This is a genomic window from Streptomyces sp. B5E4 (assembly GCF_039871555.1).
Taxonomy (GTDB): Bacteria; Actinomycetota; Actinomycetes; order Streptomycetales; family Streptomycetaceae; genus Streptomyces.
This window is the reverse complement of the sequence record NZ_JBDPMI010000012.1, coordinates 67,269-92,811: the sequence shown is the minus strand read 5'-3', so window position 1 is coordinate 92,811 and position 25,543 is coordinate 67,269. Positions and strand designations below refer to the sequence as shown.

The 25,543-nt window shown below is 72.4% G+C and carries 26 protein-coding genes; 7 read left to right on the top strand and 19 right to left on the bottom strand.

Annotated elements, in window-relative coordinates; translation table 11 throughout:
- Nucleotides 1-14: 14 nt before the first annotated feature.
- Together ABGA99_RS17910 and ABGA99_RS17905 are read right to left on the bottom strand one after the other, a co-directional pair.
- The gene (locus tag ABGA99_RS17910) at nucleotides 15-1,037 is read right to left on the bottom strand and encodes a hemolysin family protein (RefSeq protein ID WP_347578169.1); all 1,023 of its coding nucleotides are present in this window, start codon (nucleotides 1,035-1,037) and stop codon (nucleotides 15-17) included.
- Entirely contained in the window at nucleotides 1,034-2,380 is a 1,347-nt protein-coding gene (locus tag ABGA99_RS17905; protein ID WP_347578168.1) for a hemolysin family protein, read from the bottom strand. Before ABGA99_RS17905 ends, ABGA99_RS17910 begins: the two co-directional genes overlap by 4 nt.
- A gap of 317 nt (nucleotides 2,381-2,697) precedes the next feature.
- Here ABGA99_RS17905 and ABGA99_RS17900 point away from each other — a divergent pair, with 317 nt between their 5' ends.
- Nucleotides 2,698-3,657, top strand: coding sequence for a sporulation protein (locus tag ABGA99_RS17900; protein ID WP_347578167.1), 960 nt, complete (start codon nucleotides 2,698-2,700; stop codon nucleotides 3,655-3,657).
- 233 nt (nucleotides 3,658-3,890) lie between these two features.
- Here the strand turns inward: ABGA99_RS17900 and ABGA99_RS17895 are convergent, their stop codons facing one another.
- From ABGA99_RS17895 to ABGA99_RS17885, 3 genes are read right to left on the bottom strand one after another with little or no spacing between them, the layout of a single operon-like run.
- Nucleotides 3,891-4,298 (bottom strand): hypothetical protein, encoded by a 408-nt coding sequence (locus tag ABGA99_RS17895; protein WP_347578166.1) that lies wholly within the window; start codon nucleotides 4,296-4,298, stop codon nucleotides 3,891-3,893.
- A complete protein-coding gene (locus tag ABGA99_RS17890; protein ID WP_347578165.1) occupies nucleotides 4,295-4,972 on the bottom strand; it encodes a response regulator transcription factor in 678 nt (225 codons plus the stop codon). The genes ABGA99_RS17895 and ABGA99_RS17890 overlap by 4 nt, the downstream gene beginning before the upstream one ends.
- Nucleotides 4,963-6,114 (bottom strand): histidine kinase, encoded by a 1,152-nt coding sequence (locus ABGA99_RS17885; RefSeq protein ID WP_347582987.1) that lies wholly within the window; start codon nucleotides 6,112-6,114, stop codon nucleotides 4,963-4,965. The genes ABGA99_RS17890 and ABGA99_RS17885 overlap by 10 nt, the downstream gene beginning before the upstream one ends.
- 240 nt (nucleotides 6,115-6,354) lie before the next feature.
- Here ABGA99_RS17885 and ABGA99_RS17880 point away from each other — a divergent pair, with 240 nt between their 5' ends.
- Nucleotides 6,355-7,596, top strand: coding sequence for a serine hydrolase domain-containing protein (locus ABGA99_RS17880; protein ID WP_347582986.1), 1,242 nt, complete (start codon nucleotides 6,355-6,357; stop codon nucleotides 7,594-7,596).
- 56 nt (nucleotides 7,597-7,652) lie between these two features.
- Here ABGA99_RS17880 and ABGA99_RS17875 read toward each other — a convergent pair whose 3' ends face one another.
- Nucleotides 7,653-8,237: a TerD family protein gene (locus ABGA99_RS17875; RefSeq protein ID WP_347578162.1), complete on the bottom strand. Its 585-nt coding sequence runs from the start codon at nucleotides 8,235-8,237 to the stop codon at nucleotides 7,653-7,655.
- Nucleotides 8,238-8,526: 289 nt separating this feature from the next.
- The gene (locus ABGA99_RS17870; RefSeq protein ID WP_347582985.1) at nucleotides 8,527-9,222 is read right to left on the bottom strand and encodes a BTAD domain-containing putative transcriptional regulator; all 696 of its coding nucleotides are present in this window, start codon (nucleotides 9,220-9,222) and stop codon (nucleotides 8,527-8,529) included.
- 96 nt (nucleotides 9,223-9,318) lie between these two features.
- Between ABGA99_RS17870 and ABGA99_RS17865 the strand changes: the two genes are divergently transcribed.
- Entirely contained in the window at nucleotides 9,319-9,846 is a 528-nt protein-coding gene (locus tag ABGA99_RS17865; RefSeq protein WP_347582984.1) for a hypothetical protein, read from the top strand.
- Between the two features lie 300 nt (nucleotides 9,847-10,146).
- On the opposite strand, the gene ABGA99_RS17860 is transcribed toward ABGA99_RS17865, so the two are convergent.
- Both ABGA99_RS17860 and ABGA99_RS17855 read right to left on the bottom strand, forming a co-directional pair.
- Nucleotides 10,147-10,689 (bottom strand): GNAT family N-acetyltransferase, encoded by a 543-nt coding sequence (locus ABGA99_RS17860; RefSeq protein ID WP_347582983.1) that lies wholly within the window; start codon nucleotides 10,687-10,689, stop codon nucleotides 10,147-10,149.
- Nucleotides 10,686-11,654, bottom strand: coding sequence for a hypothetical protein (locus ABGA99_RS17855; protein WP_347582982.1), 969 nt, complete (start codon nucleotides 11,652-11,654; stop codon nucleotides 10,686-10,688). The genes ABGA99_RS17860 and ABGA99_RS17855 overlap by 4 nt, the downstream gene beginning before the upstream one ends.
- Before the next feature lie 498 nt (nucleotides 11,655-12,152).
- Here ABGA99_RS17855 and ABGA99_RS17850 point away from each other — a divergent pair, with 498 nt between their 5' ends.
- A complete protein-coding gene (locus ABGA99_RS17850) occupies nucleotides 12,153-12,581 on the top strand; it encodes an ATP-binding protein (RefSeq protein WP_347582981.1) in 429 nt (142 codons plus the stop codon).
- A 31-nt stretch (nucleotides 12,582-12,612) separates the two neighbouring features.
- Here ABGA99_RS17850 and ABGA99_RS17845 read toward each other — a convergent pair whose 3' ends face one another.
- The 10 genes from ABGA99_RS17845 to ABGA99_RS17800 all read right to left on the bottom strand — a co-directional run bounded on the left by ABGA99_RS17845 (nucleotide 12,613) and on the right by ABGA99_RS17800 (nucleotide 22,737).
- Nucleotides 12,613-13,635, bottom strand: coding sequence for an oligopeptide/dipeptide ABC transporter ATP-binding protein (locus tag ABGA99_RS17845; RefSeq protein WP_347582980.1), 1,023 nt, complete (start codon nucleotides 13,633-13,635; stop codon nucleotides 12,613-12,615).
- Nucleotides 13,632-14,645, bottom strand: a complete 1,014-nt coding sequence (locus tag ABGA99_RS17840; protein ID WP_347578158.1) for an ABC transporter ATP-binding protein — start codon at nucleotides 14,643-14,645, stop codon at nucleotides 13,632-13,634. Before ABGA99_RS17840 ends, ABGA99_RS17845 begins: the two co-directional genes overlap by 4 nt.
- Nucleotides 14,646-14,662: 17 nt before the next feature.
- On the bottom strand, nucleotides 14,663-15,574 hold the full coding sequence (locus ABGA99_RS17835; protein ID WP_347578157.1) for an ABC transporter permease: 912 nt from the start codon (nucleotides 15,572-15,574) through the stop codon (nucleotides 14,663-14,665).
- Nucleotides 15,571-16,500 carry an ABC transporter permease gene (locus tag ABGA99_RS17830; RefSeq protein WP_347578156.1) on the bottom strand — a complete coding sequence of 310 codons (930 nt, stop codon included), beginning with the start codon at nucleotides 16,498-16,500 and terminating at the stop codon, nucleotides 15,571-15,573. The genes ABGA99_RS17835 and ABGA99_RS17830 overlap by 4 nt, the downstream gene beginning before the upstream one ends.
- Nucleotides 16,497-17,585, bottom strand: a complete 1,089-nt coding sequence (locus tag ABGA99_RS17825) for a LacI family DNA-binding transcriptional regulator (RefSeq protein WP_347582979.1) — start codon at nucleotides 17,583-17,585, stop codon at nucleotides 16,497-16,499. The genes ABGA99_RS17830 and ABGA99_RS17825 overlap by 4 nt, the downstream gene beginning before the upstream one ends.
- Before the next feature lie 19 nt (nucleotides 17,586-17,604).
- On the bottom strand, nucleotides 17,605-19,137 hold the full coding sequence (locus ABGA99_RS17820) for an ABC transporter substrate-binding protein (RefSeq protein WP_347578154.1): 1,533 nt from the start codon (nucleotides 19,135-19,137) through the stop codon (nucleotides 17,605-17,607).
- Between the two features lie 15 nt (nucleotides 19,138-19,152).
- Entirely contained in the window at nucleotides 19,153-19,536 is a 384-nt protein-coding gene (locus ABGA99_RS17815) for a hypothetical protein (RefSeq protein ID WP_347578153.1), read from the bottom strand.
- A gap of 7 nt (nucleotides 19,537-19,543) precedes the next feature.
- Nucleotides 19,544-20,479, bottom strand: a complete 936-nt coding sequence (locus tag ABGA99_RS17810) for a DUF6772 family protein (RefSeq protein ID WP_347578152.1) — start codon at nucleotides 20,477-20,479, stop codon at nucleotides 19,544-19,546.
- Nucleotides 20,476-21,564, bottom strand: a complete 1,089-nt coding sequence (locus ABGA99_RS17805) for a hypothetical protein (protein WP_347582978.1) — start codon at nucleotides 21,562-21,564, stop codon at nucleotides 20,476-20,478. The genes ABGA99_RS17810 and ABGA99_RS17805 overlap by 4 nt, the downstream gene beginning before the upstream one ends.
- 216 nt (nucleotides 21,565-21,780) lie before the next feature.
- The gene (locus ABGA99_RS17800; RefSeq protein WP_347582977.1) at nucleotides 21,781-22,737 is read right to left on the bottom strand and encodes a pyridoxal-phosphate dependent enzyme; all 957 of its coding nucleotides are present in this window, start codon (nucleotides 22,735-22,737) and stop codon (nucleotides 21,781-21,783) included.
- Between the two features lie 24 nt (nucleotides 22,738-22,761).
- Here ABGA99_RS17800 and ABGA99_RS17795 point away from each other — a divergent pair, with 24 nt between their 5' ends.
- The 3 genes from ABGA99_RS17795 to ABGA99_RS17785 all read left to right on the top strand — a co-directional run bounded on the left by ABGA99_RS17795 (nucleotide 22,762) and on the right by ABGA99_RS17785 (nucleotide 25,539).
- Nucleotides 22,762-23,289 (top strand): peptide deformylase, encoded by a 528-nt coding sequence (locus ABGA99_RS17795; RefSeq protein ID WP_347578149.1) that lies wholly within the window; start codon nucleotides 22,762-22,764, stop codon nucleotides 23,287-23,289.
- Nucleotides 23,286-23,957, top strand: a complete 672-nt coding sequence (locus tag ABGA99_RS17790; RefSeq protein ID WP_347582976.1) for a GntR family transcriptional regulator — start codon at nucleotides 23,286-23,288, stop codon at nucleotides 23,955-23,957. The genes ABGA99_RS17795 and ABGA99_RS17790 overlap by 4 nt, the downstream gene beginning before the upstream one ends.
- A 100-nt stretch (nucleotides 23,958-24,057) precedes the next feature.
- Nucleotides 24,058-25,539, top strand: a complete 1,482-nt coding sequence (locus ABGA99_RS17785) for a sulfatase-like hydrolase/transferase (protein WP_347582975.1) — start codon at nucleotides 24,058-24,060, stop codon at nucleotides 25,537-25,539.
- Nucleotides 25,540-25,543: the final 4 nt, after the last annotated feature.

Here is a 25,543-nt window from a genome sequence, read left to right as displayed (position 1 = left end):
GCCCGGCCCCGCACTCACGCCGGTTGCGCGAGGAGGAGGCGGGCGAGGATGTCGTCGAGGGTGAGCAGGCCGGTCAGGTCGCCGGTGTCGTCGCGGACGAGGGCGAGGGGCGCGCGGTGGCGGCGCATGCGGGTCAGCGCGGTGGCGACGGTGTCGGAGACGGCGAGTTCGGGTACGGGGCGGGCCAGCTCCGCCGCGGTGACGGCGCGGTCCTCGTCCCGGGCGACGAGGGCGGTGCGGGCGTGGACGACGCCCAGGACGCCGCCGGCGGCGTCGCGGACGAGCAGGCGGGTGCGGCCGGCGGAGTTCGCCGTCGCCAGGATGGCCCCGGGGTCGGCGCCGGCGTCGACGTGGACGATCCGGGCGGCCGGTGTCTGGAGGTCCCCGACCGGGGTGTCCGGCTCGGTCAGCGAGCGGGTGAGGAGCCGGGAGTCGGCGGAGTCGATGAGGCCGAGACGCTCGGACTCGGCGACCAGGTGGGTGAGTTGCTCACGGTTGTGGACGGAGGTCAGCTCCTCGCGCGGCGTGACGCGGCAGAGCCGCACCAGCCCGTTGCTGACCTTGTTGAGCACCCAGAGGGGCGGCCGTACGACCATGACCACGCCGCGGAACGCCGGGGCGAGCAGCATCGCGGAGGTCTCGGGGTGGGCGATGGCCCAGGACTTGGGGGCCATCTCGCCGACGACCATGTGCAGGAACACCACGATGATCATCGCGAGGGCGAAGGCGATGCCGTAGCTCAGGCCGCCGGGCAGGCCCAGGTCCTCCAGCAGCGGGTCGACGGCGTGGGAGATCGCGGGCTTGGAGATCGAGCCGAGGCCGAGGGTGCAGACGGTGATGCCGAGCTGGGCCCCGGCCAGCATCAGCGACAGCTCGCGCATCCCGGCGAGCGCGGACCCGGCCCCACGCCGCCCGTCGGCGACGGCCTGCTCCACCCGGTGCCGCTTGGCGGCCACGAGCGCGAACTCGGCGGCGACGAAGAATCCGCTGCCGATCAGCAGCAGCACGGTCACGAGAAGGGCGACGGGCAGGCTCATGCGTCCGCCCCCCGCGCCCCGTCGGCGGCGGGTTCCGCCGGCCGGTGTTCCAGTCGTACGCGCTCGGGCACATGCCGTTTCAGAGCCAGCACCTCCCACTCGGCCCGGCCCCCGTCCGGCAGGTCCACGGTGACGCGGTCGCCGACGTCGGGGAAGCGCCCGAGGCGGTCGACGATCAGGCCCGCGGCCGTGTCGTAGTCCGCCTCCCCGGGCAGGGCGACACCCGTGGCCTGCTCGATCTCGTCCAGCCGGCGGCCCGCCTCGACGAACCAGCCGGTGCCGTCCGCGACGGCCACGGGGGTCCGGTCGTCGGACTCGTCCACGATCTCCCCCACGAGTTCCTCCGCGATGTCCTCGAAGGTGGCGATCCCGGCCAGACCGCCGTGCTCGTCCAGCACCACGGCGAACTCCTCGTGCCGCTCCTGCATACGGGCCACCGCGTCCGGCAGCGGCAGGGTCTCCGGCAGCAGCAGCGCGCGCCGGGCCGCCTGCCCGGCCGTCGTCCGGTCGAGGCGGTCGGCCGGCAGCGCCATCAGCTCGTCGACGCCGAGGACGCCGACGACGTCGTCGCGGTGGTCTCCGATGACGGGGTACGCGGAGTGGCCGCGGGTGGCGATCAGCCGGACCGCCTCGCGCGCCGGCGAGTGGGCCGTCACGTACGCCACGTCGGCCGCGGGCACCATGGCCGCCGCCAGCGTGCGCTCCGAGAAGCCCAGCGCGTGGTCCAGCAGCTCGGCGTGCTCGCGCGGCAGGTGCCCGTGCTCGTGGGACTCGCCGATCAGATGGCTCAGCTCCTCCAGGGACGCGCCGTGGTGCAACTCCTCGACGGGCTCGATGCCGACCCGGCGCAGCAGCCGGTTCGCCGCGCCGTCGAAGATCCGTACGATCGGCTGCGCCACCTTCAGATACGCCAGCGTGGAGGCGCCCAGCGCCTTGGCGAGCCGGTTGGGGACGGCGAGCGCCAGGTTCTTCGGGGCCAGCTCGCCGATGACCATCTGGAGCACGGTGGCCAGGACGAACGCCAGGGCCACGGAGATCCCCGGCACGGCACCGTCCGGCACGCCGAGGCCGCTCAGCACCGGATCCAGCAGCTCGGACATGGCCGGTTCGGCGAGAAAGCCGACGACCAGGCCGGTGACGGTGATGCCCAGTTGAGCCCCGGACAGCATGAACGACAGCCGCCCCAGCACCGCGACCGCCCGGACGGCGCGCTTGTCGCCGGCCTCCGCCTCCCGGGTCAGCGCCAGCCGGTCGGCGGCGACGTAGGCGAACTCCTGGGCCACGAAGTAGCCCGTGCCGACGGTGAGGACGACCACCGCGGCAAGGGCGAACCAGGCGCTCACCGGGCACCGCCCGGGGCGGTCCGGTCGGTGGACGACGTGCTTCTCAGCGGTCGCTTCCCGGGGACGTGCGGGTGGGACGGGAAGCCGCCGGAGGGGCCGGAATCGGGAGGTTCGCCCATTGCGGGACCGCTGCTCCTTCGTGGTCGTCGCCGGTCGTCGTGCGCCGTACGTCGTCGCCGGTTGTCGCGTGTCGTCGAATCGAGTGGATCTGGCCGAATGCCGGTGTCGCGGACACCAGAGTAAAGGGATAGTAAATCCGAGCGGCGATCCCCTCGCCGCCACCCCATCCGGACAGACGACGAAGGAGACGACACCGCATGGTGTTCAAGCGACTGCTCGGCGCGATCGGCGTGGGCGCGCCCGGCGTGGACACGGTCCTGGAGAGCGGCCCGGTGCTGCCCGGCGGCACCCTGGGCGGCCGGGTGCTGCTGCGCGGCGGCAGCGCCGCGGCCGACATCGAGCAGATCACTCTGGAGCTCGTCGCCCGCGTCGAGGCCGAGGGCGAGCACGGCGAGCACGAGGGAACCGTGTCCTTCGGCCGCTTCCCCGTCGGCGGTTCCTTCCGCCTCGGCGAGGAGGAGGAACACGAAGTCCCGTTCTCCCTCGTCCTGCCGTGGGAGACCCCGATCACCGAGTTGCACGGCCAGTCCCTCGGCCTGCCCCTGGGCGTGCGTACGGAACTGGCCGTCGCCGGCGCCAGGGACGCCGGCGACCTCGACCCGCTGGCGGTCCGCCCGCTGGCGGTCCAGGAAGCGGTCCTGGAGGCTTTCGGACAACTCGGCTTCGCCTTCACCTCCGCCGACCTCGAACTCGGCCACATCCCCGGCACCGGCCAGCAGCTCCCCTTCTACCAGGAGATCGAGCTGGCTCCCGGCCCGCAGTTCGCGCACGCCATGCGGGAGGTGGAGGTCACCTTCCTGGCCTCGCCCGGCGGCATGGAGGTCGTCCTCGAAGCGGACAAGCGCGGCGGGATGTTCTCCCCGGGCCAGGACGCGCTCGCCCTTTTCCGGGTCAGCCACCACGACGCCGGGCACGTCGACTGGACCGCCGAGGTGGACTCCTGGGTCAAGCAGCTGGCGGAGCGCCGCGGGTCCCTGCCGGGCTCGTACGGCCACGGGGGACATCACCACGAAGAGGACCACGGCCGCCGCGGCCCGGGGATGGGCACGGTCGCCGTCGCGGCGGCCGGCGGCCTCGCGGCCGGCGTCGTGGGCGGGATGGTCGCCGCGGAGGTCGTCGACGAGATCGGCGACGCCTTCGAGGACGAAGAGGAGTGAACGGGCCCCCGCCGCCGTGACCCGGCGGCGGGGAGGCAACCCCCGGGCCGCCGGCCCGGGGGTCGTCGGTGCGTCAGGCCGTCAGTTGCCGCTGGAGGGTTTCGCCGTCGTGGACGGCCGACATGTGCAGGAACTTTCCGTCGCGGATCCGGTAGATGCCGTATTCGACGATCTCGACCGGCTTGCCGGTGGGGGCGGCTCCCAGCCATTCCTTGGTGGGGTACCGGTGTTGATCAGCCGTTGGCGGCGCCCGGCCAGTTGCTCAGCGCGAGGTCGGCGACGTCCTGCAGTTCGGCGCGGGTGGCGCCGCCGGCGGCCTGGACGGCGATGCCGTTGCCGACGGTCATGAGGGAGCGGGCCAGCCGCTCCACGTCCGTATCCGGCGGGAGGTCGCCTTCGGCCACGGCCCGCCGGAACCGGTCGCGCGGCCGGGCGCGGCCCTCCTCCCGCCGGGCGAGCAGGGCGTCGTGGGCCGGCCGCCCGCCGGCGCCGGTGGCCAGTGCGCCCATGGCGCCTTCCAGGTCGGCCAGGCTGGAACCCTCGTAGCCGTGCTCCCAGAAGTACAGCATCGCCCGTTCCAGCGCCTCGTCGGCGTCGAAGCCCCGGAGCCGGCCGGCGGGGGACTTCTTCTGCTGAGTCACGTTTCGAGCGTAGCCCGCTCCCCTTCCAGCGCCCTCTGGCGGCGCAGGTGGGCCAGGACGGCGCGGACGCGGCGGTGGCCGCTGTCGCCGGGGGACAGGCCGAGTTTGAGGAAGACGTTGCCGATGTGCTTGTGCACGGCGTTGTCGGTGATGACGAGCCGCCGGGCGATGGTCGCGTTGTCGTGCCCCTCGGCCATCAGCGCGAGAACCTCGCGCTCTCGTGCCGTGAGGGCGTCGACGGGGTCGCCGCGCGCGGCGAGGAGCTGGGCGATGACCTCGGGGTCCATGGCGGTGCCGCCGCCGGCCACCCGGCGCAGCGCGTCGGTGAACTCCGCGACGCGGCTGACCCGGTCCTTGAGGAGGTACCCGATGCCGCCCCGGGTGTCGGCGAGGAGGCGGCCCGCGTAGTCCTGCTCGACGTATTGCGACAGGACCAGGACGGGCAGCGCGGGGTGGTCGCGGCGGGCCCGTACCGCCGCCCGGATGCCCTCGTCGCGGAAGGCCGGGGGCAGCCGTACGTCCACGATGGTGACGTCCGGGCGGTGGGTTTCGACGGCGGCGAGGAAGCCGCGGGCGTCGGCCGCGGTCGCGACGACCTCGAAGCCCTGGGAGTTGAGCAGGAGTTCCAGTCCCGACGCCAGCAGGACGTTGTCCTCGGCGATCACTACGCGCACGGCAGCTCCACGGTGACGACGGTCGGTCCGCCCGGCGGGCTGCTGATCCCCAGGGAGCCGTCCAGGGCGGCGGCACGGCGGCGCATGCCGTCCAGTCCCGACCCCCGGGCGGCGTCCGCTCCGCCGGTCCCGTCGTCGGCGATCTCCGTACGCAGCAGCGCGCCGTCGCGGGTGACGCGCACCGACGCGCGGGCGGCGCCGCTGTGCCGGGCGACGTTCGCCAGCGCCTCGGTGACGGCGAAGTAGGCGACCGCCTCGACCGCCGCCGGGACCTCGCCGAGCGGTCCGACGTCGACGCGGGTCGGCACCCCGGCCCTGGTGGCCAGGGTCCTGAGCGCGCCGGGAAGCCCCTGGTCGGCCAGCACGGGCGGGTAGACGGTGCGGATGACGGAGCGCAGTTCGGTCATCGCGTCCTCGGTCTCGGCGTGGGCCTGCCGCACCAGGACGGCGGCCCCGGCGGGGTCGGCGGCGAAGCGCTCCCCCGCCACGGCGAGCCGCATCGCGATGGCGACGAGCCGCGCCTGGGTGCCGTCGTGCAGGTCCCGTTCGATCCGGCGGAGTTCCGCGCCGTGCGCCTGGAGTACGTCCGTACGGGTCCGGGTGAGCTCGGTGACGCGCTCGACCAGGTGCTCCGCGGGCGAGGGTGCCAGGACCGCGAGGCAGCAGCGGGCGTGCGCACGGGCGAGCGGCGGGAGGGCGACGGCGGCCAGGGCCGCCAGGCAGACGAGGTTCACCGTGCCGCGCGGCAACGCGGTGCCCCAGTCGGTGAGGTGCACGCTCATCACGGGCAGCCACGGCGGTGAGGGAAAGGCCCACCACAGCACGGTGATCACGGGGGTGAGGAACAGGCCGCCGAGGAGGAGCAGGGCGAGGCCACCCGCCGGCAGGCCCGTGCCCACCTGGATCACGAGCCCTCCGAGGTTGCGGACGGCGGTGCGGGCGTACGGCTCGACCGGCTGCCCCAGCAGCGCCCCGGCGCGGCGGCGATGCCGCTCGGCCCAGCGCTGTGCGGGCGACGGAACGCAGAGCAGCGGGGCCGCGGCGAGGGTCGCCGCCGCGGTGACGAGGGTGGCGAGCAGGTAGCGGCCGGCGCGCCATGCGGCGGTGCACCGCGCGCGGGCGGCGCGGAGGACGGCGGTCACGCTGAACGCGCCGGGCGCGGCAGGTGCGCCGGGCCCTGCGGGCGCGCCGGGCCCTGCGGGCGCGCCGGGCCCTGCGGGCGCGTGTGTCGCTTGCCCGATGTCGTACGGGGAAACCGTGGGAGACCGCACGCGAATCACCGTAGGTACCGGGCGGCCCCGCAAGCACTACAGGTAGCCGTACCTTTCCTCCGGCAGTCCGGGGTAGCGACCCGCGACCCGCCGCCCTCCTAGCGTGCGGACATGGAATCCACACACCCCACGGCACCACCGCACCACCCGCCGACCCGGCCGCGCCGCCGCATCGGCAGACGATGGCCGGCGGCCGCCGCGGCCGTCCTCGTCACCGCCTGCGCGGCCGTCGCCGTCCACCTGCCCGCCGACGCACACGAAACGGCCGAGCCCGGCTACGGGCGCGACGATCTGCGCCGGGACACCGACGCCCTCCGGGCGCTGGGAGTCACCGGCGTCCAGGCCCGGGTGACCGCGGGACCCGGCCGGGATCTGGTCGCCACCAGCGGCGTCGCCGACGTGGAGACGCACCGTCCGGTGCCCCGTAACGGCTACTTCCGGATGGCCAGCACCGGCAAGGCGCTCGTCGCCACCGTGGTCCTGCAACTGGTCGACGAGGGCAGGCTGGCGCTCGACGACACGGTGGCCTCCCGGCTGCCCGGCCTGGTGTCCGGCAACGGCAACGACGGCCGCCTGATCACCGTCCGCCACCTCCTCCAGCACACCGGCGGCCTCCACGACGACCTCCCCGGCTTCGCCACCCCGCAGGAGTACGACGAGCACCGGTACGACACCTACACCCCGCGGGAGGTCGTCGCGCGCGCGATGAAGCACCGCCCGGACTTCGCGCCCGGCACCGGGTGGGGCTACTCCAACACCGGCTACGTGCTGCTCGACCTGATCATCGAGAAGGTCACGGGCCGCCCGTGGCACGAGGAGGTCGAGGCCCGGGTCCTGGAACCGCTCGGCATGGACCGCACCTACCTCCCGGGCGCCACACCCACCCCGCGCAAGCCGCACGCCCGCGCCTACCAGGTCTTCCCCTCCGGCGAACGTGTCGACGTCACGCAGGTGCTCGTCCCCGACCCCGGCGGCTACGTGTCCACCACCGCGGACGTCAACCGCTTCTTCCGGGGCCTGCTCGGGGGCGAGTTGCTGCCGCGGGCACGCCTGGCCGAGATGCGGGAGACCGTCCCGGTCAGCGAGGAGATGCAGGAGTTCTGGCCGGGCGGACGCTACGGCCTCGGCCTGGTCGGCAGGCCCCTGTCCTGCGGCGGCAGCTACTGGGGCCACGGGGGCGGCGAAGCCGGGTACATCACCGTGAACGGCGCCACCGACGAGGGCGGCCGGGCCGTCACCGTCTCCATGTCCACCGCGCTGGGCGGCTCACCCGACACCATGCTCCGTCAGGAGCGGGTCGCGGGCGAACTCGTCGACCGTGCGCTGTGCGGCACGGGTGGCGGGGGGAAGTAGCGTCCGCCCAGGGGGGCGGCGTCCCGGGCGAACGCTTCTTCGCTGCCTGTCTCTTGTTACCTGCCTGCGGCGAAGCGCATCAGCGAGTGCTCGTTGCCCTGCTTGATCTTGCCCGTCTCGTTGATCACCTGAAGCCGCCAGGAGGCGCCGGCGCGGGAGGCCTTGGCCACGGCGCAGCCGTTGTCCGTGGTGAGCAGGCTGGGCCAGATGTCGGCGACCTGCTGCGAACTGCCGCCCGAGGCGTCGTACACCTTGAAGCTGATGTTCCGGGCCTTCTGGAAGCTGCTGCCCTTCTTGTAGGCGGCGGCGATGAAGACGATGGCGGTGATCTGGTCCGGCATCTTGGAGAACTCGACGGTGACCACCTCGTCGTCGCCGTCGCCCTTGCCGGTCTGGTTGTCGCCGCTGTGCACGACCGCGCCGTTGCCCATCGGGTCCAGCGAATCGAGGCCGGCCAGCCGGACCGGGTCGGATCCCGCCATGGCGATGGCGATCAGGTCGAGGTCGGTGCCCTTGGTCTGGCGCAGCTTGCCCATGATGCCGCCGCTGCTCCCGACCGTGGGGTCCCAGGAGACCCCTATCGACAGGTGGGTAACCCCGGCCAGGTCTGCCGGTTCGTCATCCTTTGTAAGCGTGATCATTCCCGATCCCTTGGTGGTGAGACGGTGCAATCCGGCGCGGCTCCGGCGTGCCACGTGGGCCTCCGGTGACAGCCGCTCCGTATGGGAACATACCGTGCCGGGCCGGACGTCAGGGAGGTACGGCGCCCCGTTCGATCACACAGGGCTGCGCTGCCGGCCGTTGGTCTCCCACGCGCCGGGGCAGCCTCGTGACCTTGAGAACCCCACCGTGTCCACCCTGTCCCCCGGGACGGCCCACCCTCCCGCCGCCGGAACGACGGAAGGTCCGGCCCCGCCGGTGGTGGGGGTTTCAGGCGAGGCAGCCTGTGGTTTCGCGGGTGGTGCGGTAGACGTCGAGGGCTTCGGCCTGGCGGCCGGCGCGGTAGAGGGCGGTCATCAGGGCCGCGACGAGCCGTTCACGCAGGGGGTAGCGGGCGACGAGGGGCCGGAGTTCGGCGGCGAGCGAGCCGCCGGCGTCGCGGCGCCCGTCGAGGCCGGTGTGCAGCCGGTCCTCGGCGCGCTGCTCCAGGGCGCCGAGCCGGAGTTCGGCCAGCTCCCCGCCGAGCCGGGCGCGGAGTTCGGAGTCCGCGAGCCCGTCGAGGAGTTCCCCGCGCCACAGGCGCAGCGCCTCCTCCGTACGGCGCAGCCGCTCCTCGGGGTCGCGCAACGCGGCGGCGGCCCGGGCCCGTTCGGCGAAGTCGGCGGCGTCGGTCCGCCACCCGCCCGGCTCGGCGGCGTACCCGTCGCCGCGGGTCACGATCCGCACCCCGTACGGCCGGAGCGCCACCCGCAGCCGGCTGACGTAGGTATGCAGCGTGCCCCGCCCCCGGCCCTCGTCCCCGCCGCCGTCCCACAGCAGCTCCGCCAACCGCCCGGCGCCCACCGCCCGCCCCGGCGCGAGCAGCAGCACCGCGAGCAGCAGCCGCTCCTGGCGCCGCCGGCTCAGCGAGACGGGGGCGCCGTCGCGTACCGCCTCGAAGGGCCCGAGCAGGCGGAACTCCGACACGGGTGCAGCGTACGCCGGTTGTGGTGAGCCGATGGTCAGCGGACCGGACCAGGCTCGGAGGACGAGCACGCGCCCGATCCGAAGGAGCCGGTACCCATGCGCCGTTACGCAGCAACCACCGCCGCAGCTCTCTGCCTGACCGCCACCCTCGCCGCCCCCGCGGCGTCGGCCACCGGCGACGGCGGGGACGACGGCGGCTGGCGCCCGGTCGACTACCCCCCGGTGAACTACCCCGCGGGCGAGCGTTGCGACTTCCCCTTCCGCACGGAACCCCTCCTCGACGAGACCATGGTCAAAACCGTCGCCACCTACCCCGACGGCTCCCCGAAGACGGAGCTGTACAAGGGCGCCCTCGTCGTCCGCGTCACCAACCTCACCACCGGCGCCACCTACGACGCGGACGCGGGCGGCCGCTCGATCGTCCGGTACGCCCCGGACGGCGGCCACACCTACTACGCCAGCGGCCCGTTCCTCGTGGGCTTCTTGGAGGACCAGGGGAACCTGCCGCGCGGCGAGTACCTGATCGACGGCGTGTACACCTTCGAGTTCGACGCGGCCGGCCAGCGGACGGTGACGTGGGTGGGCGAGAAGAAACTGACCGACGTCTGCGACCAGATCGACTGACGGGACTGCTCGACGGGCCCGGCCAACCGCCGCCGGGTCATGCCTGAGTGGCGTCGTCGAGGATCTCTGGCGAGGCCTTCCAGAGTGACGGAGGGCTCGCGACCCTCGGCCATGGAGGCTGCGGCCAGTTGGGAGAGCCAGGCGTCCTCGGCGCGCTCCTCAAGAGGTTTGAGACGTTGGTACCCGTCCACGTCGAGAATCACGGTCGGCTCGCTCATGCAGCCAATGTGCCAGATGTACGTCTCAACAACGGCGAACTGAGGAAGCAGGCCCTCCAGCTCGTCCGTTGAGCTTCTGGTCTCAGCGCAGTCGGAGGACCATGACGTCGTAGCGCGGTGAGTCCGGGAACGGCTGCGACTGTCCGACCTTCTGGTACCCCCAGCGCTCGTAGAGCGAACGCACCTTCGGGTGGGCGGTCTCCACGGTGAGCGAGGCGCGGTCTTCCGGGCGCTGGTACATCAGCTCGTCGTGAATGCTGCGGGCAACCTGGGTTCCACGCCAAGGGGTACGCACCATGATCTCGCAGAGGCCGAAGACGGCGCGGCGGCCGTAGTCGTGGACATCGAGGCTGACCGGATCGATCACCGCCTCCCACTCCTCAGGGCTGTCCGGTCGGCCGTACGCGTAGCCGACGGCGTCGCCGTCGACCTCTCCGACGACGCAGGCCCAGCCGGGCGTGGACGTGTGGCGGTTGAGGCGGCGTTCGAATCTGTCGACGGAGAAGAAGGGGTCCGCGGCGGCCTCGGCGGCGTAGACCTCGGCATACACCTCGATCAGCGTGCCGCGAATCTCGGGCAGTTGGCCACGGTTGTAGGTACTCAGGGTGAGCACCTCGTCTGTCATGCTTTGACCTGTCGGTAGCGTTCCCTGAACTCGGCGGTCATGGGGCAAGACCTTCCCTGGCTGAGGGTTCGGCCGAACTGGTGCAGGTGGGCGGTCCAGCGAGGGCTGCGCACCCTGGGAAGCAGATCGAGGGCCCGGTGCCCGGCAGCCAGCGCCTCCTCAGGTTCGCCGGCAGCCAGGGCATTGCGCGCCAGGCTCACGTGTGTGGCGAACGCGTTGCGCCGGAACTCGCCGGCCCCCATAAGCGTCTGCGCCTCGCGGTCGGCCTGCAGCGCGTCGGTGAAGTCGCCTAGGTTGTAATGGCACAGGGCGGCCTGACCGGTCAGCTCTGCGGGCCCGCAGAAGGCCAGCCACGGCGGCGGTTGCGGCGAAGCGCGGTCGAGTTCCTGCTCTGCGCGGTGGAGCGACTGCCCGCAACGTCCGCGCTGGCCGACGATGGAGTGCCCCAGGGCGACCCGGGTGTGGAGCAGGGCGGACAGCCGGGGCTCGCGGCGGCCTCTGGTGGTGTCCAGCGCCACGCGGGCGATGGCCACAGCCTCAGAGCCGTGCCCGAGGTCGACGGCCTGCCGGGACATGCAGGACCAGACACGGGCCTCCAGATCGGAGGACTTGGCCAGACGCGCGTACTGCAGGGCGCCGCGCCAGTGGCGGCGGGCCCGCTCGTGCTGCTGGGAGTCATAAGCGAGCCAGCCAGCCTGAGCGCACATCTCCCCGAGCGCCTGATGCAGCGCCGTCTGCACACGGCTGCCGTAGCTGCAATGCCGCATGGCGTGCTCGATGTGCTCGACGTAGCGGCCCGCTACTCCGGCCAGCTCCGCGCTGCCGTGGCGGTCGTCCAGTTGCACCAACCGGCCCTCGGCGCCGCGGATGCGCGCGACGTCGCTCATGTCGATGCGGCCGGCCCCGGGCAGAACGGGGAGCGCCACGAGGGTCCCGGCGCTGAGAACGAATCTGCGGCGACGCACTGGCAGTTCCTCGTCAACGGGTGCTGGTGGTCGCAGAGTACGCCCGCGTGGTGCCGATTGGGGAGGCTGGCGGAAGCCAAGTTCCGCCGCGTGCCGGCCGAGGACTGCTTCCAGCGGTAGCCGTGTGGGATCGCGGGGCCACGCGACCTCGCCGGTCAGCAGGCGGCGCACCTGGCGATCACTGCATCTGCCCGGTGAGCCTTATAGCTTCTCGTGTGCCTCGTTCACGGCTTCTGCCAGGTCATCTTGGGTGTAGCCACTCTTTTCGATGGCCTGCTGAAGAGCCTGGTTCGGGTGTAAAGGCATCAGCATCAACTCCTGCGACCCGCGCCACAGTAGTCGTCCGATTACTGAATGTGGAGAGAATCGTCCGCCTGGGGTGAAGTAACCGGCCCGGAATCGTCCTTCGCGTCGACGACCCCGGCGCGGGACCGTATTCACATGGCGTGCTGCAAGTCCCGGTCCGCACGCACCGCGAGGCGATAGTTGGTGTCGTGCATGACGACCGATCAGAACAGAATGGCGCACCCTTCGGTCACGAAGTGGCAGTGGCGGCGGCATCCCCGATGTGTGGGGCTGGCACGGGCCCAATTGCGAAAAGCGTTGGCCACGTGGGGGCTGACCGCGATCGAAGAGCCGGCTTCGCTGGTGGTCTCGGAGCTGATGACAAACGCCGTTGTGCACGCCCGTATGCCGCCGGGACGGGAGATCCTGACGCGCTTCGTCCGGCAGGACGGCGGAGTGCTTATCGAGGTACACGATGCCTCCGACCTGTGGCCGGAGCAGAGGGTACCCGATGAGTGCGGCGGCTACGGGTTGCACCTGGTCGAGAAGCTGGCGGCCCGGTGGGGAGTCACCGAGCGCAACGGGATCGGCAAGAAGGTGTGGGCCGTGGTGGTCGACACCAGCACCGCCCCATCGGAGTGAGGCCATCGAGAAAGCGGCGGCCCGTGCGCCCTCACCGCGCTGCCGCCTCCTCTCCCGCGAACTCCCCGGCGAAGTGACACGCCGCCGGGTGGTCGCCTCCCTCACGTACGCGGAGTTCCGGGGGGTCCGACGCGCAGATGTCCGACGCCAGGGGGCAGCGGGTGCGGAAGCGGCAGCCCGTGGGGGGCGAGGAGGGGGACGGGACCTCGCCGGTGAGGGGGAGGGTCGTGGTGGTGCCCGGGCGGTCGTGGACCGAAGGGGCCGCGGCGAGGAGGGCCTGGGTGTAGGGGTGCTGGGGGGTCTCGAAGACCTGGGCGGCGGTGCCGCGTTCGACGATCGTGCCCAGGTACATCACCGCCACCTCGTCCGCGATGTGCCGGACCACGTCGAGGTCGTGGGAGATGAAGAGGTACGCGATCCCCAGCTTCCGCTGAAGATCCGCCAGCAGGTTGAGGATCTGGGCGCGTACGGAGACGTCCAGGGCGGAGACCGCCTCGTCGCAGACGATGAGCTTCGGCCGCAGTGCCAGCGCGCGCGCGATGCTCACCCGCTGGCACTGGCCCCCCGACAGCTCGTGCAGGCGGCGCGACGCGTAGGACTCGTCCAGTCCCACCTGGGTCAGCAGCTGCGCGACCTCCGTCGCGTGGTCGGCGGGCGGCACCACGTCCTTGTGGATGTGCCAGCCCTCCGCGACGATCTCCGCCACCCGCATCCGCGGGTTCAGCGAGGTGTACGGGTCCTGGAAGACCATCTGCAGGTCGTTCGCCACCCGCCGGCGCTCCCGGCGCCCGGCCGTCGCCAGGTCCAGGCCCGCGAAGGAGACCGAGCCGGCGAACGGCTCCAGCAGGCCCACCACCGAGCGGGCCAGCGTCGACTTGCCGCAGCCGGACTCGCCCACGATGCAGACCGTCCGGCCGGGCCGTACCGTCAGGTCGACGCCCGCGACCGCGTCGACGCGGCGGCGGCCGAGGCCGGCGCGGCCCGGGACCGTGTAGCCGGCGTGCAGGCCCTGGATGTCGAGCAGTGCGTCCGGGGTCGGCTGGCTGGTGCTCATGACGCGGCCTCCACGTCCGTTGCCTGGGCTTGGACCTTGTCGCTGTGGTGGCACGCCGCACGGTGCCCGGTCCCCACGGCCGTGAGGTGCGGGTCCTCCGTGGCGCACACCTTCGTCGCGTACGGGCAGCGCGGGGCGAAGGCGCAGCCGCCCGGGAGGGTTCCGGGTGCCGGCGGCTGGCCCTCGATCGGCACCAGCCGGCCCGGCCGCGCCGGGTCCGGGACCGCGTCCAGCAGGCCGCGGGTGTACGGGTGTGCCGGCGCCGTGTAGACGTCGTCGAGCGCGCCCGTCTCGACGATCCGGCCCGCGTACATCACCGCCACGTCCTGCGCGACGCGGGCCACCACGCCCAGGTCGTGCGAGACGAGCAACATCGCCATCCCCGCATCCGTCTGCCGGGCGGCGAGCAGCCGCAGGATCTGGGCCTGCACGGTGACGTCGAGCGCCGTCGTGGGCTCGTCCGCGAGCAGCACCGCCGGGTCCAGGGTGAGGGCCATGGCGATGACCGCCCGCTGCCGCATCCCGCCCGAGAACTCGTGCGGGTACGCGCCGTACTTGGCCTCCGCGTCGGGGATGCCGACGGTCCGCATCAGCTCCACCGCCCGCTCGCGGGCCGCGCGGCGTGACGTGCCGCGGCGGCGCAGCGTCTCGGCGATCTGCCAGCCCACGGTGAACGACGGGTTCAGCGCCGCCATCGGGTCCTGGAAGACCATCGCGACCTTCGCGCCCCGCAGTTGCCGCCACTGCGCGTCGGTGAACCCGGCGGTGTCCCGGCCCTCGATCTCGACCGTCCCCGCGCTCACCCGCGCGCCCGGCGGCAGCAGGCCCATCAGGGCCAGCGACGTCAGCGACTTGCCGCTGCCCGACTCCCCGACCAGGGCGGTGACCCGGCCGGGTACGAGGTCGAGGTCGACCCCGCGGACGACCGGCCGCGCACCGTCGCGGCCGAACCCTATGTGGACGTCCCGCAGCCGTGCGGCCGGGGCCGTATCGACGGCCGTAGCAGACACCTTGCGCTCCTCTCTGCTCATATCTGGGACCGCGGATCCGACACGTCGCGGAAGCCGTCGCCGATCACGCCCACCGCCGTGACGACCAGCGCCAGCGCCGCCGCCGGCATCGTGGAGATCCACCACGCCGAGCCCAGGTAGTCGCGCCCCACGGAGACGGTGGCGCCCCACGACGAGGTGTCGACCGGTACGCCGAGGCCGAGGAAGCTCAGCGACGCCTCCGCGACCATCACCAGGCCCACCTGCACCGTCGCCGCGACCAGCAGCGGCTGCCAGACGGACGGCAGCACATGGCGGATCATGATGCGTACGTGTCCCGCCCCCAGCACCCGGGCCGAGTCGACGAACCCGAGCCGGCGCGTCGCCATCGCCGACGCGCGGGCGACGCGGGCGAAGATCACCCACCTCGTGATCGCCAGCGTGATGACGATGTTGGTGACGCTCGGGCCGAGGACCCCGGCCAGCAGGATCGCCAGGAGGATGGAGGGGAAGGCGAGCTGGATGTCGCCGATGCGGGAGGCGATGGTGTCCGGCCAGCCGCCGAAGTAGCCCGAGACCAGCCCGACGACGAGACCGACCGCGCCGCCGACCAGGATGGTCGCGCAGGCGACCAGCAGCGAGATGCGGGAGCCGGCCAGCAGGTTGGCGAGCAGGTCGCGGCCCATCTGGTCGGTGCCCAGCCAGGCGATGTCGCCGGCGTCGGTGCGCTCCCCCGGTGACAGCAGCCGGTTCGGCAGGTCGGTGGCCACGGGGTCGTACGGGCGCAGCAGCGGCCCGACGACGGCGGCGAGGACGAAGAGCGCCAGTATCCCGCCGCCTATCCACACCCGCAGCGGCACCCGCCGCGCGGCGTCGCCGAGGGCTTTGCCCGTGCGGGGTTCTTCCGCCGCGGGCGCCGGAGCGGGCGCGGCCGTGGTCGTGCTGCTCATGCGTCCTCCGGAGTGAGGCGGGGGTCGATGACGAAGTAGACGACGTCCACGAGCAGGTTCAGGACGATGTACGCCAGCGTGATCGTGAGGATCGCGGCCTCCACGACCGCGTAGTCGCGGTTCGTGATCGCGTCGACCATCAGCGAGCCGATGCCCGGCCAGGAGAAGACGACCTCGATGATGACCGCGTTGGCGATGAAGTTGCCCATGAGCAGCCCGAGGACGGTCACGACCGGGATCGCGATGTTGCGGCCCACGTGCACGTACTGGATCGTCCCCTCGCCCACGCCCTTCGCGCGGGCCGTACGGGCGTAGTCCTTGCCGCCCTCCTCCAGCGCGCTGCTGCGCACCAGCCGCGCGAGCCAGCCGATGAACGGCAGCGACAGCGTGACGGCCGGCAGCAGCACCGCGGCCGGTGAGCCGTCGACGGTCGCGGGCAGCCAGTCCAGTTGGCGGGCGAAGATGAGGATCAGGACGATGCCGAGCCAGAACGACGGGACGGCCTGGCCGGCAAGCGAGCCGGTGGAGACCACCAGGTCGAGCAGCTTGCCGGGGCGGCGGGCGCAGAGCATGCCCAGCGGGATCCCGACGGCGACGGTCAGCAGGAGCGCGGCGAGCGACAGGCTCAGGGTTGCGGGGAAGCGGTCCAGGGTGTTGCTGAGGGCGGAGCCGCCGAGGCGCCAGGAGTCGCCGAGGTCGCCGCGGACGACGCCGGCGAGATGGTCGACGTACTGCCGCCACAGCGGGTCGTCGAGGCCGAAGTCGGCCCGTACGCTCTCCAGTTGCCCGGCGGAGGCGTCGGGGCCCACGATCAGCTTGGCGGGGTCGCCCGGCACGACGCGCACGATGAGGAACACCAGCGTCAGCGCGCCGAAGGCCACGACGACGGCCTGCGCGAGGCGTTTGGCGAGGAACGCGCCCATCATTGCTCACCTCTTCTTCGAAAGTGGTCCGCGGAGGCGCGTACGACGAGTTCGGGGGCCAGGAGCGTATGGATCGGATCCGCGTCCTGCGCGGCGGAGTCCGGCCCGGACTGCACCCGCTCCAGCAGCCGGTCGACGCCGGCGCGGCCCACGTCGGGCGCGGGCAGCCGGACCGTGGTCAGGGCGGGGTCGAGGTACGCGGAGAACGGGTGGTCGCCGTGGCCGACGACGCCGATGTCCGTGCCGACCCGCAGCCCCCGCTCGCTGAACGCCCGGTACAGGCCCAGTGCGTGGTAGTCGTTGCCCGCCAGGACCACGGCGCCGGGCCCGGCCCGCCGGGCCAGCTCCGCGCCGACGGCGTACGCCACCCCGGGGTCGAAGGGCCCCGAGACCGGCACCCCCTGCGGCGCGGCCGCCGGATCCACGCGCACCACCGCGTCGTCCGGAGCCGCGATCCCGCGGGCCGCCAGCGTCTCGCGGAAGCCCCGGATACGTTCCGAGACCGGCGAGATCTCCAGGTCCTCCTCGACGAGGTACAGCTCGGTCGCCCCGCCGTCCAGCACGTGTTCCGTCGCCGCGCGCGCACCGGCGTAGTAGTCGACGCCCACGACGTCGCAGTCCAGCTCCGGCAGGTGCCGGTTGAGCAGCACCACGGGCGTACCGGACTTGCGCAGCCGGCTCCAGTGCTCCGCGCCGTGCTGCACGGGTATGGCGAGCACCCCGTCGACGCCCCAGCGCATCAGCTCCTCGGCGGCGCGGCGCTCGTTCTCGGCGGAGTCCTCGGTGACCATCAGCATCAGCGAGTAGCCGCGTTCGCGCCCGCGCTCCTCGATCGCGGAGATGAGGCGGGCGTAGAAGGGGTTGGCCGGGTTGGTGATGACGAGCCCGAGGGTCATGGCGTTGCGCAGCACGAGGGAGCGGGCCATGGTGTTGGGCACGTAACCGAGGCGTTCCGCCTCCTCCTTGACGCGCTCGCGGGTCTCGGGACTGACCGCGTCCTTGTCGGCGAGCGCCCGGGAGACGGTGTTGACCGACAGGTCGAGCGACAGGGCGATGTCGCGCAGCGTGGGTCGTCGGCGTGGGGTCATGGGATCCTCCGGCGCGGGGTCATCGGCGCCCCACCACGGCGAGGTCGGGCTGGTTGTTCGGGGCGGGGGTGAAGCCTGTCAGCTCCTTCGCGCGCCCGTACCCGGTGACGAGGGTGACGGGGAAGAGACCGACGGCGTCCGACCATATGGTCCCGCAGGCGTCGCCGTAGAGCGCATCGCGCTCGGGGCCCTCCGGCGCACCCGCGGCCCGGGTGAGGACGGCGTCGAGTTCCTTGTTGGCGTAGCCGAGGCGGTTCGCCTCCGAGGTGTAGAGACGGCCGATGGTGAAGGCGGCGTCGCCGGTGGTGACGGTGTTCGTCTGGAGGTTCATGTCCCAGTCGAGGCTGTTCAGCCGCTCCAGCCACATCGCCTTCTCGATGCTCTGCGGCTCGACGGTGACGCCGACGTCGGCCCACGCCGAGATCAGTGCCTGCGCCAGCTCCCGCGAGAGCGGCCCGGTGGCGTCGAACCACATCATCGAGGTGGAGAACCCCCGCCCGAGCCCGGCCCGCGCCAGCAGCCGGCGCGCCTCGTCCGGGTCGTACGACCAGGGCCGCTGCGGCGCGAAGCCGGCGACGGTCTCGGGTATCGGCGCGCGCATCTGCTTGCCGCCGCGGCCGAAGAGGGAGTCCACGATCTGCGGCACGTTCACGGCCTGGCACAGCGCGCGGCGGACGTCGGGGTCGCTGAACGGCTTGCGGGAGCAGTTGAACCAGTTGAAGTAGTACGTCCAGGAGGGCACCGACTCGACGGTGACGCCGGACACCCCGGTGACCTCGGGCAGTTGGTCCGGCGGGACCGGCCAGAGCAGGTCGACGTCGCCGTTGCGGAGGGCGGTGATCGCCGTCGAGGTCTCCGCGATGTACGGCATGGAGACCGCCGGCAGCTCCGCCAGGCCGCCCCAGTAGTCGTCGAACCGCGCCAGCTCGACGGAGGTCGACGGGGTGAAGTCGGTGACCCGGAACGGACCGGAGCCCACAGGGCTCCGCTTCTGCTCCGGGTCCGCGACCAGCCGCGCCGGGACGATGAACAGGAGGGTGAGGTTGACCGGGAGCGAGCCGAGCGGCCCGTCGGTGGTGAACACCACCGTGTGGTCGTCGGGCGCCTCGACGCCCGTGACCGTCGCCCACAGCGGGGTCTGCGCGGACGCGACCTGCTGCGTGTGCTTCAGGCACGCGACCACGTCGCGGGCGGTGACCTCACTGCCGTCGTGGTAGACGACGCCGCGGCGGAGCGTGAAGACCCATGTGGTGTCGCCCTCCCGCCGCCAGTCGGTCGCCAGCCCCGGCGCCAGCTTCTCGCCCTCGCGCCGTACGAGGGTGTCGAAGACCAGCCGCTTGACGATCAGCGACGCCTCGTCGACGGCGGTCGCGGCGTTGTACGGGTCCAGGTCGGTGACCGGCTGCCCGAACGCCGCACGCAGCGCACCGCGGGGCGCGGCACTGCCGACGCCGCAGCCGGACAGCAGCACCGCCGTGGCGCCGAGTCCCGCCAGGGCCAGGAAGTCCCGCCGCGCGGGACCCCGGCCACTCGCTCTGCTCGCCCCGGTCATCTCACCACCTCCAGGTCAGGACTTGAGTGCCAGGTAGATCAGGACCTTGACGGACGAGGGCGCGCCGCCGGGGTCCGCCGCTTCCGTCGCCGGCTCGTCGACGACCGTGCCGCGCAGCCGCAGCCAGCCGCCGAAGCCCTCGGCGGGCCAGCTGTGCAGCGGCCCGTCGTCGGGGTCGACGGACTGCTCCGTACCGCGGTCGAGGTCGCACCAGTGCAGGCCGTCCGGCGATATCTGGGTGCGTACGAGCATCCGCGGGGCGCGCCCGGAGGCGTCGAGGACGCGCACGAACCAGCGGGCCTCACGGGCCCAGGCGGCCTCGTACGGCTCGGTGGTGAACTCGCCCGTCAGCGTGGCGTTGCGCTCGATGACGGCGGTGAAGGACTGTCGCATGGTCATGTCGCACTCACCAGTCCACCGAGATCAGCACGGAGTCGAGGTACAGGAAGTTCCGCACGTCGGTGTGGGTGCGGACGGAGACGTAGAAGTTGAGCAGGTTCTGCAGCGACCCGTACTCCTCGTCGTACGGCGGGACGGGCACGTCGGACATGTCGTGGACGACGTCGTTGACCTGGAGCTCGACGTTGCTGCGGGTGCTGGTGTCGATGACCCAGCGCAGGTAGTGCCAGTTGACCTTGGTGGGGACCTCGTTGAAGCAGAGGTCCTGCCGCTCGCCGAACTGCTGCCAGTCGGCGGGGTCGGGGGCGGTGAAGTCCGCGGTCCTGGGGAGCTTGACCTTGCCCTCGAAGTGCTCGCGGGGGGTCGGCTCGGGAACCGTGGGGTACATCCAGCGGTGCGTCACCTCGTGGTCCAGAGCGGTGTTCTGGTACCGCACGACGTTGTGGTAGCGCACGCCGTCGCAGATGTCGGTCGCGACGGTGAGCGCGCCGAACTGCTGCTCCGACGGGTGGTTGTTGGCGTCCCACTTGCCGCCGCCGGCGGCGGTCGCGGCGCCGTTCTCCGCCGAGGCGGCCTCCGCCTTGTACGCGAAGTACGTCTCGAACTGCACCCGGCCGCGGCCGGACATCGTCAGCCGCCGGATCGCCACGCCGGTGTGTCCGGTGAGCGGCCGGGTGGCGACCTTCAGGGCGTACGTGCCGGACATGGCCCCGTGCGTGCCGACGTCGAAGAAGTTGCAGGAGCTGAGCTGCGGCGGCCGGAAGTCCGACATGTGCGCGTCGACGGTGTCGAGATCACCGTGCTGGTCGTGGTTGCCGATCAGCTCGATCCACCCGTGCGTCCCGGTGTTGAAGTCGTCGTGGACGAGGATGCGGCGCAGTGGGTTGAACTTCGCCAGCTTCGGGTCGAGCAGGCGCGGATCGGGGTGTGGTGCGGTCGTCACCGGTTTCCTTTCATGAGGCGGACGGTGGCGTAGGAGAGGTTGTGGTCGGAGCGCAGGAGCTCGGCCTGCGGTCCTTCGGTCTCGGTCGTCTGCGGGATCTGCACCCACTCGCTGACCTCGGTCCCCTTCGGGACGAAGAGGTGGTCGATCTTCTCGCCGAGGGGCAGCGGGATCTTGCCGCCGTTGTACGAGGCGTACTCGTCGCCCGTGACGCGTTCGGCGACCGCGAGCGTGTCGGTGAAGCCGACGTCGGAGAAGGCGTCGATGGCGCTGGCGCCCTCGGCGGTGGAGCCGGAGTTCATGTCGCCGGCGAAGACGATGGGCAGGTTGCGCGTGTGCTTGTTGCGGAGGGTCAGCTCCTCGGCGGTGCGCCTGGCGTCGGCGTAGCGGACCTCGTCCCAGTTCTTGGTCCAGCCGTTGGGGTCGGTGGCGCCGTTCTTGCGGTACTCCAGGTGCATGTCGACGACGACGAAGCGGGCGCCGGACTTCTTCTCGCGCAGCACGTTCCAGGTCATGGTCTTGCCGTAGATCTCGGTGGAGTCCGGCAGCCAGAGCAGGTCGTGGGGCAGTTCCCGGCCGCGCTTGTCGAGGTGGGAGTAGCGCGAGGCGTCGTAGTACGTGTAGCGGCCCGCGCCGGACTTGAGCGGGTAGCCCTTCTCCGGGTGCCGGGCGCCGGCGTAGTCGGCGGGCGCCTCGGCGTAGCCGTGCTCCTTGAGGGCGGCGGTCAGCGGCGCCCGGAAGGACTCGACGTCGACGGCGGGCTGGGTGGGTGTCGCGTTGTTGCCGATCTCCTGCGTGGCGACGACGCCGAGCCCGGCGGCGTCGATGTCCGCGGCGACGTCCGCGGCCCGGCCCTCGGCCCAGGGCCGCAGCTTGGTGGCGCAGTCGCGTCCGATGACGCGCTCGCACTCGGCCTTGGTCGGCAGACATCCGTGTCCGCAGACGTTGTACGTGCCGACCCGGACCTCCACGGTCCGGGCGGACGCGCCGGGCCGGCCGTCCTGCCCCTGGCCGTCCTGATCTGAGGCCGCGGCGACCGGCCCGCCGAGCAGCGCGAGGGCTATCGCGACGCCGGGGACCACCACGGGGGATATTGCACGCAATCTTGGACGCATCTCGGCTCCAGCCTCGACATGAACGTTAACGTGATCGTTGCGACACGGACACTACGCATGACATGGCCGGAAGTAAACGGTCCGGACGCGACTACTTCGCGAGGGCAGGGCGGCAAGGCGACGCCCCCGGCCTCGGGTCGCGGAGGCGCGGGGGCGGCGGGCGGGGCGCGGCGGAGGCCGCCCGGATCAGTCGGCCGGGGTGCCCGACTCCGCGAGTTCGGCGAGGAGTTCGGGGGAGAAGTTGCTGCCGGTCACGATGGTCGCCAGGGGGCCGGTCGCGAAGCGGTGGTGGAGCGCCGCGGCCACGCCGAGGGCGGCGGCGGGTTCCAGGATCAGGCCCATGGTGTCCCGCACCGCGCGCAGTGCCTCGCGGATCTGGTCGTCGTCGACGAGCACGACGTCGTCCACGAGGCCGCGCATCCTCTCGACGGCCGCGGGCACGGGCACCCGGACGGCGACCCCGTCGGCGATCGTCCGGGCCTCGGGGGTGGGGACCGGCGCGTTCCGGCGCCAGCTTTCGGCCATCGCGGGCGCACCCGCCGCGCAGACCCCCACGATGCTGGTATGGGGCGCGCGGGCCTTGGCCCAGCAGGCCACCCCGCCGATCAGGGCCCCGTTGCCGACGGGTACGAGCAGGGTGCCGGACAGCGGTGCGAGTTCCACGGCGATGGTGCCGGCGCCCTCGGAGATGCGCGGCTCCTCGCCGTCCTCGACGAAGAGTCGGTCCCGGGCACCCTCCGCGCAGGCCCGCGCCGCGTCCTTCGCGGCGTCGAAGTCGTCGCCGGCCGGGACCACTTCGGCGCCGAGCTCGCGCATCCGGGCGACCTTGACGGGGTTCGCGCTCCGGGCGCAGTACACCGTGACCGCGATGCCGCGCGCCCGGCCCGCGTAGGCGACGGCCTGGCCGAAGTTGCCCGCCGACGCGCAGACCACCTGCTGTCCTTCGGTCATCCCGTGCATGAAGTAGTCCGCGCCGCGGCCCTTGAAGGACCGGATCGGGTTGAACGTCTCCAGCTTGAGCGCCAGGTCCCGGCCCACCCGGCGGGCCAGGGCGGCGTCCTCGACGTACGGGCTGTCGCGGAAGACGGGATCGATGAGGCCGGCCGCTTCCTCGATGTTCTCCACCTTCAAGGGCTTCACCATCTGCGTATCGTATACGATACGCAGATGGCCGTACGATCGACGCTCCAACTCGGCGACCCCGCACTGCGCGTGCCCGCCGCCGACGTCGCGGAGCCGGGCTCGCCCCAGACCGCAGAGACCGCCGCCGACCTCGCGGACACGCTGGCCGACTGGGTGGCGCGCACCGGCTACGGCCGCGGCATCGCCGCGCCGCAGATCGGCGTACCCAGCCGCGTCATCCACCTGCACCTGGACCGACCCTGGACGCTGGTCAATCCCCGGATCGTGGGACGATCCGAGGAGACATGGGAGCCGTGGGACGCCTGTCTGAGCTTCTCCCTGCAGTTCTTCTGCAAGGTCGGCAGGGCGAGGTGGGTGGACGTGGTCTACCGGTCCCCGGACGGCGGGCGGCACAGCCTGCGCGCGGACGGCGACCTCGGCGAACTGCTCCAGCACGAAATCGACCACCTGGACGGCATCATGGCCGTCGACCGGATGACCTCGCCCAGCACCCTGTGCATGCGCTCGGAGTTCGAGCACCGCCACCGCGACGAAAGCCCGTACCAGCAATGACCACGTACCCCGCCGGCACCGACGAGCCCATCGCCCGGGCAGAGCCGCTCCGCGAAGCCGTCTACCTCCGCATCGTCGCCCTCGTCTCCTCGGGCGCGTACGCCCCCGGCGCCCCCCTCACCGAGGCCGGCCTCAGCCGCACCCTCCAGGTCTCCCGCACCCCGGTGCGCGAAGCCCTCCTCCGCCTCCAGGCCGAGGGCGTCCTCCAGTCCGCCCTGGCCCGCGGCTTCACCGTCCGCCCCCTCGTCCGCCGCGACGCCGCCGAGCTGTACCCCGTGCTGGCCTCCCTCGAAGCCCTCGCCACCCGCACGATCACGTCGCTCGACCCCGCCACGACCGAGCGGCTGCGCACCACGCTCGACGCACTCGAAGAGTGCACCGACCCGGTACGCCGCTGGCAGCTCGACACCGAATGGCACACGACGATCGCCGCCGCGGCGGGCAACCGCCACCTGCTGGGGATGCTCACCCAACTGCGCACGAACCTGTCCCGCTACGAACTCACCTACATGCGCGAGGTGACGCACCGCGCGGAGGTCGACCACGAACACCGCACGGTCCTGGCGGCCCTCGCCGACGGCGATTTCGCCCGCGCGGCGCACCGGTTGGAACGCCACTGGCACGACGGCATGCACACCATCCTCGACTGGCTCGAAGGACCGGATTAAATCGTCCGGTCATTGACGGGGTCCGGCGGGCGTTCGCATGGTGCCGGTAGCACTCCTCCTTCTCCTTCTCCGTACCGCGCACCGGAAAGGAACGGACACCGTGACCTGCCCCACCGCGCCCAACATCGTGTTCGTGACGGCCGATCAGTTCCGCGCCGACTTCACCGCGGGCGAGGGGTTCGCGCTGGACACCATGCCCTTCCTCGACTCCCTCGCCGCCGGCGGCATGCGCTTCCGGCGGGCGTATACGACCGCGCCCGCGTGTGTCCCCGCGCGTACCAGCGTGCTGACGGGGCGATGGCCCAGCGCGCACCGGGTGCGGCAGAACTCCACGCCGCAGGGGGTGGTGCGGGGGGACGATCTGCTCGACGTGCTCGGCGGCGCCGGGTACCAGCTCTTCTACGCCGGAAAGACGCACATGTACCGGGGGCGGAAGGAGTTCTTCGACGCGTTCTCCGGTCCCTACGGGCACGAGAGCGGGCCCGACGAGACCGCCGAGCAGCAGGACTTCGCGCGCTGGATGCGGTCCATCGACCACGGACCGACGACGGAGGCGACGCCGTTTCCGGTGGAGTTGCAGTTCGCGCACCGGATCGTCTCCGACGCCATCGGGCAGATCTCCGCCCGCGATCCCGGCAAGCCGTTCTTCTCCTGGGTCTCCATGCCCGAACCGCACAACCCGTACCAGGCGCCGGAGCCGTACTTCTCGCTGTTCGGCGAGGACGAGGTGCCGGCGCGGACGTGCGGGCCCGAGGCCGCCGAGCGCAAGGGCGGGGCGTACAGGTGGCTGCGGGAGCTGGTGGAGGAGAAGCGGCCCGGGTACGACACGCTCTGGCGGCGGTATCGCGCCACGTACTGCGGGATGCTGCGGCTCATCGACGACCAACTGCGCCGCCTCGTCGACCATCTGAAGGCACAGGACGTCTGGCGCGACACGCTGCTGGTCTTCTTCGCCGACCACGGCGACTACGTCGGCGACTACGGCCTCCAGCGCAAGGGCGCCGGGATGCCGGAGGTGCTGGCGCGGATCCCGATGGTCGTCCACGGCTGCGGCGTCGGGGCGCGTGACAACCGGCGCGACTTCGTCTCCCTCGCCGACCTGCTGCCGACCGTCTGCGAGGCGGTGGGCCGGCCGCTCCCCCGCGGGGTCCAGGGCCGCAGCCTGTGGCCGATGCTCACGGGGGCCGACTACCCGGCCGCGGAGTTCGCCGACATCGTCACCGAGCGGGGCTACGGCGGGCTGCCGTATCCGGACGACGCGCGGCCGGAGCTGCACTTCCCGTACGAGGGGACGAGGTACGACGAGCTGAACAGCGTGACACAGAGCGGGTCTTCGCGGATGCTGCGGCACGACCGCTACAAGATCTACCAGCACGTGGACGGGGAGGCGGAGCTGTACGACGTCGCCGCCGACCCGATGGAGCTGCACGACCGCTGGAACGACCCGCGGCTGCACCACGTCCGGGCCGACCTGACCCAGCGCCTGCACCGCTGGTCCCTCCGCCTCACCGACGACCTCCCCGCCGGCGCCTACGACCCCCTGCTCCCCCCGCACAACTGGCACCGCCCGGACGACGACTGACCGC

Excerpts from the sequence above, each read along its gene's own strand:
- ABGA99_RS17825 (WP_347582979.1), bottom strand. The coding sequence starts at position 17,585 with ATGACCCCACGCCGACGACCCACGCTGCGCGACATCGCCCTGTCGCTC.
- ABGA99_RS17850 (WP_347582981.1), top strand. The coding sequence starts at position 12,153 with ATGACGACCGATCAGAACAGAATGGCGCACCCTTCGGTCACGAAGTGG.
- ABGA99_RS17820 (WP_347578154.1), bottom strand. The coding sequence starts at position 19,137 with ATGACCGGGGCGAGCAGAGCGAGTGGCCGGGGTCCCGCGCGGCGGGAC.
- ABGA99_RS17875 (WP_347578162.1), bottom strand. The coding sequence starts at position 8,237 with ATGATCACGCTTACAAAGGATGACGAACCGGCAGACCTGGCCGGGGTT.
- ABGA99_RS17845 (WP_347582980.1), bottom strand. The coding sequence starts at position 13,635 with ATGAGCACCAGCCAGCCGACCCCGGACGCACTGCTCGACATCCAGGGC.
- ABGA99_RS17835 (WP_347578157.1), bottom strand. The coding sequence starts at position 15,574 with ATGAGCAGCACGACCACGGCCGCGCCCGCTCCGGCGCCCGCGGCGGAA.
- ABGA99_RS17795 (WP_347578149.1), top strand. The coding sequence starts at position 22,762 with ATGGCCGTACGATCGACGCTCCAACTCGGCGACCCCGCACTGCGCGTG.
- ABGA99_RS17790 (WP_347582976.1), top strand. The coding sequence starts at position 23,286 with ATGACCACGTACCCCGCCGGCACCGACGAGCCCATCGCCCGGGCAGAG.
- ABGA99_RS17900 (WP_347578167.1), top strand. The coding sequence starts at position 2,698 with ATGGTGTTCAAGCGACTGCTCGGCGCGATCGGCGTGGGCGCGCCCGGC.
- ABGA99_RS17830 (WP_347578156.1), bottom strand. The coding sequence starts at position 16,500 with ATGATGGGCGCGTTCCTCGCCAAACGCCTCGCGCAGGCCGTCGTCGTG.
- ABGA99_RS17865 (WP_347582984.1), top strand. The coding sequence starts at position 9,319 with ATGCGCCGTTACGCAGCAACCACCGCCGCAGCTCTCTGCCTGACCGCC.
- ABGA99_RS17800 (WP_347582977.1), bottom strand. The coding sequence starts at position 22,737 with ATGGTGAAGCCCTTGAAGGTGGAGAACATCGAGGAAGCGGCCGGCCTC.
- ABGA99_RS17860 (WP_347582983.1), bottom strand. The coding sequence starts at position 10,689 with ATGACAGACGAGGTGCTCACCCTGAGTACCTACAACCGTGGCCAACTG.
- ABGA99_RS17910 (WP_347578169.1), bottom strand. The coding sequence starts at position 1,037 with ATGAGCCTGCCCGTCGCCCTTCTCGTGACCGTGCTGCTGCTGATCGGC.
- ABGA99_RS17815 (WP_347578153.1), bottom strand. The coding sequence starts at position 19,536 with ATGACCATGCGACAGTCCTTCACCGCCGTCATCGAGCGCAACGCCACG.
- ABGA99_RS17880 (WP_347582986.1), top strand. The coding sequence starts at position 6,355 with ATGGAATCCACACACCCCACGGCACCACCGCACCACCCGCCGACCCGG.